We start from the raw sequence: 12,671 nt of genomic DNA on the forward strand, positions 1-12,671 counted from the left end.
CAGTGGAAGATTCTGCACTGGAGGAGTTGTGGGCGCCCCTCGAGGCGATCCTCATGGTCGTGTCCGAACCGGTCAGCGCAGTTGAACTCGCAGACGCGATCGGCGCCGACGAGGAGACGACGGAGGCCGCCCTCGCCGCCCTCGCCGCTCATTACCGCGGAGAAAAGCGGGGACGAGTCCACGGCTACGAACTGCGCAACGTCGCTGGTGGCTGGCGCATTTATTCGGCGCGCACATGGGCCGGCGTCGTCGGGCGCTTCATCATCGGCTCTGCGTCGTCGCGCCTGTCGCAGGCGGCGTTGGAGACTCTCGCGGTCGTCGCCTACCGCCAGCCCGTCTCAAGGTCGCGAATCTCGCACATCCGCGGCGTGAACGTCGACGCCGTCATGCGTACTCTGGTATCCAGAGGACTGATTGAAGAGGTCGGAGAGTCGGAATCGGGCGCCCACCTGTATGGAACGACCCGTTTGTTCCTGGAGAAGATGGGATTCGGATCCCTCGACGACCTGGTGCCGCTTGCACCGTATCTGCCGACCAGCGACGAGTTGGATGAACTGGAGGAACAGCTGTGAGGAACGATCCCTACGTCGAGGGCGGCATCCGTCTGCAAAAGGCCCTGTCGCAGGCGGGCGTGGCGTCTCGTCGCGCGGCCGAGGAAATGATCGAGGACGGGCGAGTCCAGGTCGATGGGAAGGTGATCCGCTCGCAGGGGATGCGCATCGACCCGACGACCCAGGTCGTCCACGTCGACGGCGAACGCATCTTCTTCGACGAGGCGAAGCACATCGTCCTCGCCGTCAACAAGCCCGTGGGCGTCGTCTCCACCATGAGTGACCCCGAGGGCAGGCCCACCCTCTCCGACCTCATCGTCGACTACCCCGAACGCCTCTACCACGTGGGCAGGCTCGATATCGACACTTCCGGCCTGCTGCTTCTCACCAATGACGGCGAGCTGGCGAACCGTCTGACCCACCCCTCCTACGAGGTGTCAAAGGTCTATGTGGCCCGCCTGCACGGGGAGGTCAAGCCCTATGTGCGCCGTCGCCTCCTCGAGGGCATCACCCTCGACGACGGGCCGATCAAAGCGGACTCCTTCCGAGTCGTCGACACCTACGGCGATATCACGACGGTAGAGATCGTTGTGCACGAGGGCCGCAACCGCCTCGTGCGGCGCATGATGGACGCCGTCGGATACCCCGTGCGCGAACTGGTGCGCACCGGTTTCGGTCCGATCCGCCTCGACCATCTCCAACCGGGGACGACGCGCCGTGTCAAGGGCAATGCCCTCAAGGCCCTCTACACCAGCGTGGGGCTCTAACATGGCCTCGCCCCGCCCCATCGTCGCCACTCGGGGACCGGTCCTCATCATCGGATCCGGCCTCCTCGGCGCATCCTTGGGCCTGTGTCTGCGCGCAGCGGGAGTCGACGTTTACCTCGAGGACACGTCGCCGACGGCGCTGCGACTGGCCCAAGACATCGGCGCGGGCATCCCATTCGTCGACGTCCCCGACGTCGAACCGAATCTCGTCATTGTCGCAGCGCCCCCGGATGTCGCCGACGCCTGCGTCGTCGACGCGCTCACGCACTTCGAAAAGGCGATCGTCACTGATGTCGCCTCGGTGAAAGTCGCCGTCGGCAATGATGTTCTTCGGGCCGCTGAGAGTGCGCATGACCCGGCTCTCGCTTCACGATACGTCGGATCTCACCCCATGGCAGGCAGGGAGCGCAGCGGCGCTGGTGCGGCAGATGCCGACCTGTTCTACGGTCGCCCCTGGGTGGTCGTGCCCCATGGGTCCTCCGATCCGCGGGCCGTCCTTGCGGTGCGCACGCTGGCAACGGATGTCGGGGCCGTTCCCCTCGAACTCGATGCTCGCACGCACGACGCATCGGTCGCCCTCGTTTCTCATGTCCCCCAACTCGTCGCGTCCCTGCTCGCCGCCCGCCTCGCCGACGCCACGCCCGAGGTCTTGGGATTGGCCGGGCAAGGTCTGCGCGACACGACCCGCATCGCCGCATCCGACCCGCGCCTGTGGACTGCGATCCTTGCCGGCAATGCCGGGCCCGTCGTCGACATCCTCAAGGCGCTGAGCCTCGACCTGTCCGCCCTCATCGTTCATCTCGATGCAGCGGCGAAGAGGGGACCATTACGCGGGGGAAGCGTCGGAGCCGTCAATCGTGTCATGGAGGCCGGCAACCGCGGCGTCGCCCGCATCCCCGGCAAACACGGCGGAGCCCCCAGTCGCTACGCGGAGCTCGAAGTGCTCATCCCCGACACTCCCGGCGAACTCGGCAGGCTGTTCACAGAGTTCGGTGAAATCGGCATCAATATCGAGGATCTCGTCCTCGAACACTCCGCTGGGCAGGCGGTCGGCCTTGGCCGGATCTTCATCGACCCGGCGCGCCTCCTTGAGGCCGAGAAGGAACTTGAGAAGCGCGGATGGCGCCTCATTACCCACGCGATCACAGGAGACACGTACTGATGAACACGACCGACAGGCGCAGCGCCATCGAATCCGTCGGGATCACCATCGCCATTGACGGGCCCGCAGGTTCGGGCAAATCGACGGTCTCGAAGCTCTTGGCGACGCGTCTGGGCATCGGCTACCTCGACACGGGAGCCATGTATCGGGCGCTCACCTGGTACGTCCTCGAGAACGGCATCAACGTCGAGGACGAGGACGCGGTGGTCGCGGCTGCAGATTCGATGCGACTGGTCATGAGCTCCGACCCAACCAGCCCCACGTTTGTCATCGCGGATACGGATGTGAACGAAGCGATCAGGCATCCGCGCATCGCCCTCGCCATCCGGCATATTTCCACGAACCTCAAGGTTCGCGCATGGATGGCTGCCGAGCAACGCCGACGCATGATGGAGGCGCGTGCTGCAGGTTCGGGCATGATCGCCGAGGGGAGGGACATCACCACCGTCGTCTGTCCCGATGCGGACGTGAGGGTGCTGCTCCTCGCCGATCAGGAGGCCCGTCTGCGCAGGCGGACCCTCGAACTCTACGGCGATACGACGAAGGAACACCTCGACGAGGTGCGCGAACAGGTCATCGGGCGCGACGCCGCGGATGCGACGGTTTCGGAGTTCATGACTCCGGCGCCCGGAGTCGATGTCGTCGATTCCTCCGGTCTCGACATCGAGGGAGTGACGGAGGCGATTCTCGTCCTTGTCGACCGCAATCTCCAGTCGCGCATCTGAACCCCAGCCGGATTCCCCCCGGGCGCGGCGTCGTCTGCGCTAGCCGCGGGATACGGACGGGACGAGGGGGGCGAGGCGCTCGATCCCCTCACGGATCGCCTCGCTCGGCGCCGAGCAGGACAAACGCACATGAGTCGACGCTGTGAGCGGCCCGAAGTCCCTCCCCGGTGTCAATGCGACGCCGCACTCGTGAAGGGCACGGCGGCAAAACTCGTCGGCGCTCATGCCGGTCGAGGACACATCGAAGTACACGTAGAACGCGCCGTCGGGCACCACGGGCACGGGCAGGCCGAGGGCCGCGAGTCTATTGGTAGCGACCCTGCGGCGCTCGGCGAAGAGCAGTCGGCGCTGCTCGCACCAGGCGATGGATTCGGGTGTGAAACACTCGAGGGCAGCGATCTGCGCGGGGGTTGGCGCGCAGATGAGGAGGTTCTGCGAGAGGCGGTCCATGGACTCGACCATGTCCTCTGGAACAATGGTCCATCCCAGGCGCCATCCTGTCATCCCGAAGTACTTCGAGAAACTCGACACGATGACCGCATCGGGGGCGAAGCTCAGAGCCGTCGGGGGCATTGATCCGTCGGGCGACTCATCGGCCAAATCGAGGTAGATCTCATCAATGACGGACCAGCCACCGTGCGCCTTCACGAAGTCGCAGATGCGTGCGAGTTCGTCAGCGGGGATGCTCGTACCCGTCGGATTCGACGGCGAGGCGATGAGAACGCCGCGCGTATCCGGGGTCCAGTTGTCGACGACGAGCGCTTCGTCAAGCTGGTAGCGGGTAGCGGGGGTTGTCGGAATGAGAGCGACATCGGCTCCGAAAGTTGCGAGGAATTGCCGGTTACACGGGTAGGACGGATCGGAGAGCAGGACCCGGTCTCCCGGGTCGACGAGGGCTGCGGAAAGGAGAAGGAGCGCAGCCGAGGCTCCCGCGGTGACGCACACCCTGTGTGGAGCCACGCTCACGCCGTGAATCTCCTCGTACCTGCGGGCGATCGCCTCGCGCAGCGCGGGCAGCCCGAGCGCATCCGTGTAGGGAAGCGGACGCCCGTCGCCCGCCTCGCGCAGCGCGTCAAGGACTCGGGGAGGGGCGCCGGAATCCGGTTCTCCCAAGGAGAGACGGATGACATGGCGGCCCTCGCGAGCGAGACGCGCTGCATCCGCTGCGACCGCCATCGCGTAGAAGGGCTGGAACCGTTGTGCCCGGGTGGACAGTCGTGTCATGAGCGTGAGGTCCCTTCCTCGTGGTGGTGCGCGAAAGCGGTGAGGAGTTCTTCGTTGAGCGCCCGGACCGCGTCCGGTTTCATTTTTATTACGCGCCGATCGTAGGTCATCAAGCCGTTCGTCTCTGTTTCGACATCGCTTACCTGCGTGTACGTGGCCGCTGTGAGCCCGTAGTCGACGAGGCCGATCAACTGTGTGCGGTACAGGTCGGTGAATGCGGCCGCCAATTCGGATTCGGTGGAGTAGAAGGAGTAGCCGTAGTCCTCCGAGTGGGTGTTGATATGGCCTGTCACCGCCAGGTTGAGGCCGCCGAACTCAGACAGGTAGAAGGGACGCGGATCATGGGCGGGCGGTGGGATGAGGGAAAGGACGTAGCGGTGTCGGGAGCGCACATCGGAGCAGCGGACGCCCTGGTCGAACCAGCCGGAGGCGGCATCGACGAGTCGCGTCGGGTCGGTGCGGCGTGTGAGCTCGTCGACTCGTCGGGCGTCGAACTGGCCCCAGCCTTCGTTGAAGGGGACCCACATGACGATGGACGGGTGGATTTCGAGGTGGTGGATGGTATCCACCCAGTGGTTGAGGAATGCAGTGCACTCCGTCTGCCGGGTGCGACCGGTGAGGCGGCGGATGAGGGGCAGGCGGTCGGATGCGGTGAAGTCCGTCGCCTGGATGAGACCAGATACGCGGATGTTCGCGGGCGGTCTGCCGCCCGACACAGCATCTTGAACGATCACCATTCCGAGCCGGTCGGCAAGGTGGTAGAACCTGCGCGATGCGATGGTGATGTGGACTCTGACTCCGTTGAAGCCCATCGCCTTCATCGTTGACAGATCGTGGACGAGGGCGGCTTCGCTCGGCGCGGTAAGGCCGGATTCTGGCCAATAACCCTGGCTGAGCGGCGCATTGACGAAGAATGGGCGACCATTGAGTTCGATGTACCGCCGAGAGCCCCGCTTCGTCGCCTCCCAGTGCGCAGAATGCTCGGCGATGGCGATGGTGCGCATCCCGAACCAGGATTCGGCCTCGTCCTCGTCGACGCGGACGTGGAGCGGATAGAGGTGGGGGTCGTCGGGGCTCCACAGTCGAGGCCGGGGGATTGCGATGACGCAGGGCTCGCCCGTCGTGCATTCGTGTGTCAGCGTTCCCCCGTCAGGCAGGCCGATCATGACCTGTGCCGCCAGCCCAGCTTTTTCGGCGCTCACCATGAGGGTAATGCTCTCCAGGTCCTCGCGGGTGCGCACTCCGATCCGCGTGATGGCACAGCGGGGGAGGGGCTCCATCCAGACCGACTGCCAGATCCCCGATGTCGCCGTGTACCAGATGGTGGCGGGCGTCAGTGATTGCTTCCCATGGGGCTGCATCCCAGAGTCAGTCGGATCTGTGACACGCAGGCGGAGCCTCACCGACTGGGCGTGAGTGTTGGGAAGTTCGACGCTGAAGGGGAGGTAGCCGCCCTCGTGGTGCGCGAGGCGGACGGAGTCAGCCCAAATGTCGCAGGCGTGATCGACGGCCTCGAAGTGGATCTGGATGCGCGAGCCGCGCCACTGCTCGGGAATGACGACGTCGGCCTCGTAGTGGAGGGCCTCATGAGGCAGGAGCGGGCGACGGATGCCGGAGGCATCCGTCTCTACGGCGAAGGGCACCAGTATTCGACCGTCCCAGTGGTCGATGCGGGGCTCGGCGGGATCGTCGGTCGACGCTCCGGTGATGGCGTAGCGCCACCAGCCGTTGAGGCTGAGCCATTGGCTGCGCGCCAGCATGGGCCGGGGGTACTCGGGCAGGGGAGCGTCCCCGATTGAGTCGGCCCACGGCGTCGTGAGTGTGAGCGCATCGAACATGACATCGATCATATGCCGGGTGAGGTGTGGCGATTCGGCGCTCCTGCGGGTGGAATGCGATTGGCCAGATGGCCCAAGCGTGGGCTATCATCAACAGGTCGTCAACGACGGCGAAGTGAATACGGGCTGTGGCGCAGTTTGGTAGCGCACTTGACTGGGGGTCAAGGGGTCGTGGGTTCAAATCCCGCCAGCCCGACCATGTGATATCCCAGAACATTGTTCCGCAATGTTCTGGGATATCTTTGTATGGTTGGGGTGTTGATGTCCGGGTCATCGTTCCAGTTGTGTGGGTGTCTCACGGGGAGAGTGTGTGCATGTACTGTGAGTGAGACAGTAGATGAGGACGGGCGCTCGCGCCGCAGTATCACTCCACGGCCCGCTTCTCCAGGTCGAGGAGGAGGCGCTTCGCGGTGAGGCCGCCGAGGTAGCCTCCAAGGCCGCCGTCGCTGCGCACGACCCTGTGGCAGGGGGCGAGGAGGGGGAGGGGGTTACGAGCGCATGCGCTGGCGGCCGCACGATGAGCACGGGGCCGCCCGGCTCTGGCCGCCAGCTCGGAATAGGAAAGGGTCTGTCCGTAGGGGATCATGTCGAGCAGTTGCTCGACCGTCCGATAGAAGCCCGATGCGAGCGACCAGTCGAGGGGAACATCGAAGCGGCGCCTGTACCCCTGGAAATACTCCTCGAGTTCTTCGACGACGGGCATCAGCGCATGAGTATCCTCCACCGGGGTGTCGCCGAGCTGCGCGGCAACTCCATCGCGAACAGCCTCCATCCCCTCGGCGTCGAAAGCAACGCGAACGACTCCGATGTCGGTCGCCATGAGGACGAGCCGTCCGATCGGCGTTGGCATCTTCGTCCATACGAGCATGAGCATCCCCTCACCGCTGGCCCTTCCCCATCACAATAACCCGCCCGCGATGAGGGTGCATCATAGGCGACTTATAGGATCGTCATCGTTCATTGCGCAGTGGCCGCGCGTTCTCGCCGAGCCTATTCGAAACTGCGGGTGCGGCGGTACGTCTACCAGCTGATGGAGAGCATCGGCCCGAGGTAGAGGCCGACGGCGAGGATCTGGAACGCATGGTCGCTCACTGATCTATTTCCTTCTTCGTTCGCGGACTCGGACGGAGAGCTGGATCGGTGTGCCTTCGAAGCCGAACTCCTCACGGAGGCGTCGTTCAATGAAGCGCCTGTATCCGGGGTCGAGGAATCCGGTGGTGAAGAGGACGAACCTGGGCGGCTTGGCCGATGCCTGTGTGCCGAAGAGGATCCTCGGCTGTTTGCCGCCGCGAAGCGGATGCGGGTGGGCGGCGACCAGTTGGCCGAGGAAGGCGTTGAGGCGCCCCGTGGGGATGCGGGTCTCCCATCCTGCCAGAGCGGTGTCGAGTGCACGGGTGATGCGGTTCGTGTGCCACGTCGTCTTCGCTGACAGATTAATACGCGGAGCCCATTGGATTTGAACGAGTTCACGTTCGAGCTCGCTCTTGAGCGCCGCTTGGCGCTCCTCGTCGATCAGATCCCACTTGTTGTTGACGATGACGAGGGCGCGTCCCGAGTCGACCGCCTGTTGGACCACTCGAACATCCTGCTCCGTCAGGGGCTGTGAACCGTCGAAGAGGACGAGGGCGACCTCCGCCTTGTCAAGGGCGGCCCGCGTACGGATCGACGCGTAGTAGTCTGCGCCCGTCGTGCGGTGCATCTTACGGCGGATTCCTGCGGTATCGACGAACCACCACTGGCGCCCGTCGAGTTCGATGAGTTCGTCAACCGGGTCGCGGGTCGTTCCCGCGAGTTCGTTGACGACGACACGCTCAGCCCCGGCGAGGGCGTTGAGCAGTGAGGACTTTCCGACATTGGGGCGGCCAATGAGAGCGACCCTGCGCGGCTTTCCCGCGGGCAGTGCGGATGCGACAGCGGATTCATCCGGCAAAACCTCGATGATCGCGTCGAGAAGATCCCCGGTACCGCGCCCGTGCAGCGCTGAAATCGGGTAGGGCTCGCCCATACCGAGACTCCACAAGTAGGAGGCGTCTGACTCTTGCATCGGAGAATCGACTTTATTCGCGGCGAGAATCACCGGCTTGCCCTTAGAACGGAGCATGTGAACGATCCGCTCGTCCGAGGAGGTGACGCCCACGGTCACATCGAGGACGAGGACGACGACATCGGCGAAATCGACGGCGATCTCAGCCTGTTCGGCCACCGAATGATCGAGGCCCTTGACGTCGACCTCCCAACCGCCGGTGTCGACGACGGTGAAGTCGCGGCCCGCCCATTCTGCGGGGTAGGACACCCGATCGCGGGTGACGCCCGGCGTGTCTTGGACGACCGCTTCGCGACTGCCGATGATGCGGTTGACGAGCGTGGATTTGCCGACATTGGGGCGCCCGAGGATCGCGACGACCGGAAGTCCCGCGTCGATCTCCTCATCCTCGAAAAGGTCAGTCTTGCCGGAGAGGATCGCAAGATCCTCCTCGTCGAGTTCGAACTGATCGAGGCTCGCCCGCATGGAGCGGGCGCGGGCGTCGACGTCTGCCGACGCGGGGACGGGCATCATCTCGTCGTCATTCACCCCGCCATTCTACGCGGGACGGCGCCCCACTCATCTCCAGGAAGTCGTCCACGGCGGACTTCACACGTGCGAGCGCAGATCGTAGGCGAGGACCTCCCGGGCGACGGGCACATCGTTGTACTCGTGCTTGATGCCGTCGATGTCCTGATACCACTCGGCTCCCTTGCCTGTAATAATAACGGTGTCGCCCGGCTGGGCGGCAAGGATCGCCTTGCGAACGGCGTCGCGCCGGCAGGTCGTCACCTCGGTGACATCCTCCATCCGGGGGCGCACCGACGCGATGCCGCGCAGGAGGCAGTCGCGGATCGACTGGGGGTCCTCAGTCCGGGGATTCTCGTCGGTGACCCACAGGACGTCTGCCTCGCGGGCGGCGATCGCAGCAAGCTCCTCCCTCTTCGAGGCGTCCCTATCCCCGTCGGTGCCGAAAACGATGACTAGCCTGCCAGGAGTGAGGACACGGGTGGAGCGCAGCGTCCACTCGAGGGCCTCCGGAGTGTGCGCATAGTCGACGATGACGAGCGGCTGATTACCGGGCTCGGGGTTGATCTTCTCCATACGCGCGGGTACCTGATCGGCGCGCCTCACCGCCGCGATGACGTCGTCGACGTCGTATCCGAGTTGGACAGCACACACGATCGCGACAGCGGTATTTTGAACATTCACCTCGCCCAAGATCGGCATCTCCACACGATGCCCCTGCCTATCGGGATCGACGAGGGTGAAGACGAGCCGACCGATATGCAGATCGGGATGAGTGTCGCGCACCGTCCACTGTGCAGGAGCATCGGTGAGAGCGGAAACCGTCGTGACCGGGACCCCAGCCTCGCGCGACAGCCTCACACCCCATTCGTCGTCGACGCAGACGACGCCGCGCTTAGCGTGCTCAGGACTGAAGAGCTGCTTCTTCGCCTCGAAGTAGTGCTCCATATCGCCGTAGTAGTCGAGGTGGTCGTGCTGAAGGTTCGTGAATCCAACGACGTCGAATATGACGCCGTCGACGCGCCCGAAGCTCAGGGCGTGAGATGAGGTCTCCACGACTGCGGCGCCCAATCCCTTCTGTCTTGTCTGGGCGAGGAAGCGGTGGACGACGGGCGCCTCAGCGGTCGTCTGGTCGGATCGGTAGCGAAGGTCTGCGACGCGGGTCTCCACGGTTCCGCAGATCGATGGGTCGGGGAATGCGACTGCGAGGGCGGCGCGCATGAGGAATGACGTCGTCGTCTTCCCATTCGTCCCCGTGATCGCCATGGTGACGAGCCCCGACTCATCCGTGCGGTAGACGGTGCGAGCAATGGTGGCGGCATCCGAACGCGGGTCTTGGACCTCGATCATGGGGACGGCAATGCCCTCGCCCCTCGCATGAGCGATACCCGCTGCGTCGGTGACGAGGACGCTCGCCCCCGCATCGATGGCGGCGCCCGCGAAGTCCACACCGTGGCGGGTCAATCCGGGAATGGCGACGAAGATCCAGTTCGCGTCGCAGTCCGTCGACGCGACGGTGACTCCCGAGACCCTCACATCTGATAGTTCGGCGAGGGGCACTGGTGTCCCATCCTTGCGATAGCAGGCGAGAACGTTGACGCCCCCAAGGGCATCGGGCAGTGCGATGGGCGCGATCGCGGGGCGAAGATCAGTCACTGAGGTCATGGCGTCGAGTCTAGTCGCTCGGCATCGTCGACTTGCTGCGCACAACGGGATCTATGAGCAGATGTGGACCGTAGACTGCCGATGTGGATACTCTCGCCCCTGACTCATCCTCCTGCGGTGCTCGCGCCCTGCAGTCGGGTGACGTCCCGAGGCGGGTGCGCTCGGCACTGCGGCGGGAGGGCCTATGACGACGACGCCCGCACCCGATACCGACGACAAAGCACCACGCGATCCCGCTGCGTCGATGTCGCTGCTCACGCAGATCCTCTTCAACCCCCTTGATGCGGGCTACTCGTACTATTCGAAAGAGGACGACGCCCACCAGCCGTGGTGGCGGCGCCTCATCGTCTTCGTCATCGCCGTCGGCTTCGGGCTCGCCTCATTCGCAGCCGTTTCCTCGCTGAGGACGCCGGCCTCCGCGTCGATCACTGCGGAACTCCTCGAACAGGTCCAATCCCGACAAACAGTCGTCAACGCCCTCGACGCGGATATTCAGTCGCTCTCCGCCTACCTCACGTCGAGGGCGGAGTCGGGACAATCCAGTGCCCGCTTGTCGCCAGAGATCGCCCTCGTCAATTCCCTCACCCCCGTCACCGGTTCGGGACTGACCGTCACCCTCTCTGACTCCGACAATGCGAGGGCGCTGTCCCGGAGCGGCGGGGGAGTGGTGCGCGACCTCGACCTCAATGTCGTCGTCAATGCACTGTGGTCGGCTGGCGCGGAAGCGATCACGATCAATGGGATCCGCGTCGGCCCGTCGACGTTCATCCGCACCGCCGGATCGGTAATCCTCGTCAATATCACCCCCGTTCAGTCGCCCTACACGGTGTCAGCGATCGGCGATGCCAACGAATTGTCCGTCGCCCTCGTCCGCGGGGCGACCGGGGACTATCTGTCAAGTGCGAAGTCCCTCAATGGGATTTCCATATCGACGGCAGCACAGCGAGATATTGACATGCCGGGATTGGACTTGAGAACAACTCGTAGCATCGAGATACTCGACGTGAACGAAGGAGAATGACGTGCTCGCCATTATCGGACTCGCCATCGGGATCATTCTCGGGATCTTCTTCGACCCGACTGTCCCCCCGGCGCTACAACCATTTCTGCCGGTCGCCGTCGTCGCGGGACTCGACGCTCTTTTCGGCGCCGCGCGCGCCTGGTTGGAGGGCTCGTTCAGGGACCGCGTGTTCATAATGTCCTTCTTTTGGAATGTCGTCGTCGCCTGTCTCCTCGTGTTCCTCGGATCTCAGTTGGGGGTCGGCTCCGCTATGACGACCGCCGTCGTCGTCGTCCTTGGAATCCGCATCTTCTCGAATACGGCGTCGATCCGCCGCAATATCTTCAAGGCCTGATATGGGTAGGCACTCCTCGTCGCGCAAGCTTTCCCATCTGCCGACCGACCTGTGGTCTCGCGCGAAGTTGGCGATTTTCGCGGTCCCCCGCGGCATGCACCTGCTCCTGCTCATCATCTGTCTCGCGTTGGGATTCGCCCTCGCCACGCAGGTCCGCTCCCAGCGCTCCGACCCGCTCGACTCGCTGTCGCAACAAGACCTCGTCGTGCTTTTGAGCGAATTGGATTCGCAGGAGAATGCGCTGCGCCAAGAGCGCGCCGCCCTGCAGAACCAGGTGAGCGCCCTTAAATCCGCTGAGACGGAACAGGAGGCGGCTGCCGAAGCTGCGCGCAAAGCCGATGAGCAGGCTCAGATCAATGCGGGAACCGTCGCCGTTCATGGGCCGGGGATCCTCATGCGTGTCACTGATCCCAATGGGGGGCTCAATGCGACTGAGTTCGTCATGACGCTCGGCGAGTTGCGCAATGCTGGTGCCGAGTCGATCGATCTCAATGGGAATCGCCTGTCGACGCGCTCTGCCTTCGTTTCCACCCCCGAGGGCATCAGTGTCGATGGTTCGCCGATCGCGTCACCCTATGAGTGGCGAGTCATCGGGGCGCCGCAGACCATCGCCTCCGCTCTCGAGATACAGGCGGGCTCCGCGGCGCAGATGCGGGCCAGGGGTGCGGAGGTCACGATCAGTGAGAGGGACGACATCGTCATTCGGTCGTTGGCGATGCCGCTGATGCCGCAGTACGCGAGCGTTGAATGAGCATTTGTGTTCTCGAGTGCCCTTGACGGACCTCCACCGTTTACACTTGGCCTAGACATTCGCTGCACGTGAGACGAGGGGA

Annotated in this window: 12 protein-coding genes and 1 tRNA gene; 8 read left to right on the forward strand and 5 right to left on the reverse strand. The window is 64.3% G+C overall.

What is annotated here, in order from left to right; translation table 11 throughout:
• The first annotated feature begins 2 nt into the window (after nt 1–2).
• Genes scpB through cmk form a run of 4 tightly spaced genes read left to right on the forward strand, consistent with a single transcriptional unit; the run spans nt 3 to nt 3,205 of the window.
• A complete protein-coding gene (gene scpB / locus BQ7471_RS05865; protein ID WP_076464908.1) occupies nt 3–572 on the forward strand; it encodes an SMC-Scp complex subunit ScpB in 570 nt (189 codons plus the stop codon).
• Nucleotides 569–1,318 carry a pseudouridine synthase gene (locus tag BQ7471_RS05870; RefSeq protein ID WP_076464910.1) on the forward strand — a complete coding sequence of 250 codons (750 nt, stop codon included), beginning with the start codon at nt 569–571 and terminating at the stop codon, nt 1,316–1,318. Before scpB ends, BQ7471_RS05870 begins: the two co-directional genes overlap by 4 nt.
• Before the next feature lies 1 nt (nt 1,319).
• Entirely contained in the window at nt 1,320–2,480 is a 1,161-nt protein-coding gene (locus BQ7471_RS05875; RefSeq protein ID WP_076464911.1) for a prephenate dehydrogenase, read from the forward strand.
• Nucleotides 2,480–3,205 (forward strand): (d)CMP kinase, encoded by a 726-nt coding sequence (gene cmk / locus BQ7471_RS05880; RefSeq protein ID WP_076464913.1) that lies wholly within the window; start codon nt 2,480–2,482, stop codon nt 3,203–3,205. Before BQ7471_RS05875 ends, cmk begins: the two co-directional genes overlap by 1 nt.
• A 39-nt stretch (nt 3,206–3,244) precedes the next feature.
• On the opposite strand, the gene BQ7471_RS05885 is transcribed toward cmk, so the two are convergent.
• Together BQ7471_RS05885 and BQ7471_RS05890 are read right to left on the reverse strand one after the other, a co-directional pair.
• Nucleotides 3,245–4,429 carry an aminotransferase class I/II-fold pyridoxal phosphate-dependent enzyme gene (locus tag BQ7471_RS05885; RefSeq protein ID WP_076464914.1) on the reverse strand — a complete coding sequence of 395 codons (1,185 nt, stop codon included), beginning with the start codon at nt 4,427–4,429 and terminating at the stop codon, nt 3,245–3,247.
• Nucleotides 4,426–6,267 carry a glycoside hydrolase family 2 protein gene (locus BQ7471_RS05890; RefSeq protein WP_076466201.1) on the reverse strand — a complete coding sequence of 614 codons (1,842 nt, stop codon included), beginning with the start codon at nt 6,265–6,267 and terminating at the stop codon, nt 4,426–4,428. The genes BQ7471_RS05885 and BQ7471_RS05890 overlap by 4 nt, the downstream gene beginning before the upstream one ends.
• Nucleotides 6,268–6,389: 122 nt before the next feature.
• Between BQ7471_RS05890 and BQ7471_RS05895 the strand changes: the two genes are divergently transcribed.
• Nucleotides 6,390–6,466: transfer RNA gene (locus BQ7471_RS05895), tRNA-Pro, on the forward strand.
• Between the two features lie 165 nt (nt 6,467–6,631).
• Here the strand turns inward: BQ7471_RS05895 and BQ7471_RS05900 are convergent.
• The 3 genes from BQ7471_RS05900 to BQ7471_RS05910 all read right to left on the reverse strand — a co-directional run bounded on the left by BQ7471_RS05900 (nt 6,632) and on the right by BQ7471_RS05910 (nt 10,483).
• Nucleotides 6,632–7,135 carry a methylated-DNA--[protein]-cysteine S-methyltransferase gene (locus BQ7471_RS05900; protein WP_083663392.1) on the reverse strand — a complete coding sequence of 168 codons (504 nt, stop codon included), beginning with the start codon at nt 7,133–7,135 and terminating at the stop codon, nt 6,632–6,634.
• Nucleotides 7,136–7,363: 228 nt separating this feature from the next.
• Nucleotides 7,364–8,824 carry a ribosome biogenesis GTPase Der gene (gene der / locus BQ7471_RS05905; protein WP_076466203.1) on the reverse strand — a complete coding sequence of 487 codons (1,461 nt, stop codon included), beginning with the start codon at nt 8,822–8,824 and terminating at the stop codon, nt 7,364–7,366.
• Between the two features lie 75 nt (nt 8,825–8,899).
• On the reverse strand, nt 8,900–10,483 hold the full coding sequence (locus BQ7471_RS05910; protein ID WP_076464916.1) for a Mur ligase family protein: 1,584 nt from the start codon (nt 10,481–10,483) through the stop codon (nt 8,900–8,902).
• 184 nt (nt 10,484–10,667) lie between these two features.
• On the opposite strand from BQ7471_RS05910, the gene BQ7471_RS05915 reads away from it, so the two are divergent.
• Genes BQ7471_RS05915 through BQ7471_RS05925 form a run of 3 tightly spaced genes read left to right on the forward strand, consistent with a single transcriptional unit; the run spans nt 10,668 to nt 12,589 of the window.
• Nucleotides 10,668–11,504: a DUF881 domain-containing protein gene (locus BQ7471_RS05915; protein ID WP_076464917.1), complete on the forward strand. Its 837-nt coding sequence runs from the start codon at nt 10,668–10,670 to the stop codon at nt 11,502–11,504.
• 1 nt (nt 11,505) lies between these two features.
• Nucleotides 11,506–11,838: a small basic family protein gene (locus tag BQ7471_RS05920; protein ID WP_076464919.1), complete on the forward strand. Its 333-nt coding sequence runs from the start codon at nt 11,506–11,508 to the stop codon at nt 11,836–11,838.
• A 1-nt stretch (nt 11,839) separates the two neighbouring features.
• On the forward strand, nt 11,840–12,589 hold the full coding sequence (locus tag BQ7471_RS05925) for a DUF881 domain-containing protein (RefSeq protein WP_076464920.1): 750 nt from the start codon (nt 11,840–11,842) through the stop codon (nt 12,587–12,589).
• The last annotated feature ends 82 nt before the right edge of the window (nt 12,590–12,671 follow it).

The organism is Actinomyces mediterranea, from assembly GCF_900155595.1.
Classification (GTDB): domain Bacteria; phylum Actinomycetota; class Actinomycetes; order Actinomycetales; family Actinomycetaceae; genus Pauljensenia; species Pauljensenia mediterranea.

Excerpts from the sequence above, each read along its gene's own strand:
- BQ7471_RS05875 (WP_076464911.1), top strand. The coding sequence starts at position 1,320 with ATGGCCTCGCCCCGCCCCATCGTCGCCACTCGGGGACCGGTCCTCATC.
- cmk (WP_076464913.1), top strand. The coding sequence starts at position 2,480 with ATGAACACGACCGACAGGCGCAGCGCCATCGAATCCGTCGGGATCACC.
- BQ7471_RS05885 (WP_076464914.1), bottom strand. The coding sequence starts at position 4,429 with ATGACACGACTGTCCACCCGGGCACAACGGTTCCAGCCCTTCTACGCG.
- BQ7471_RS05890 (WP_076466201.1), bottom strand. The coding sequence starts at position 6,267 with ATGTTCGATGCGCTCACACTCACGACGCCGTGGGCCGACTCAATCGGG.
- BQ7471_RS05900 (WP_083663392.1), bottom strand. The coding sequence starts at position 7,135 with ATGCTCGTATGGACGAAGATGCCAACGCCGATCGGACGGCTCGTCCTC.
- der (WP_076466203.1), bottom strand. The coding sequence starts at position 8,824 with ATGATGCCCGTCCCCGCGTCGGCAGACGTCGACGCCCGCGCCCGCTCC.
- BQ7471_RS05910 (WP_076464916.1), bottom strand. The coding sequence starts at position 10,483 with ATGACCTCAGTGACTGATCTTCGCCCCGCGATCGCGCCCATCGCACTG.
- BQ7471_RS05915 (WP_076464917.1), top strand. The coding sequence starts at position 10,668 with ATGACGACGACGCCCGCACCCGATACCGACGACAAAGCACCACGCGAT.
- BQ7471_RS05925 (WP_076464920.1), top strand. The coding sequence starts at position 11,840 with ATGGGTAGGCACTCCTCGTCGCGCAAGCTTTCCCATCTGCCGACCGAC.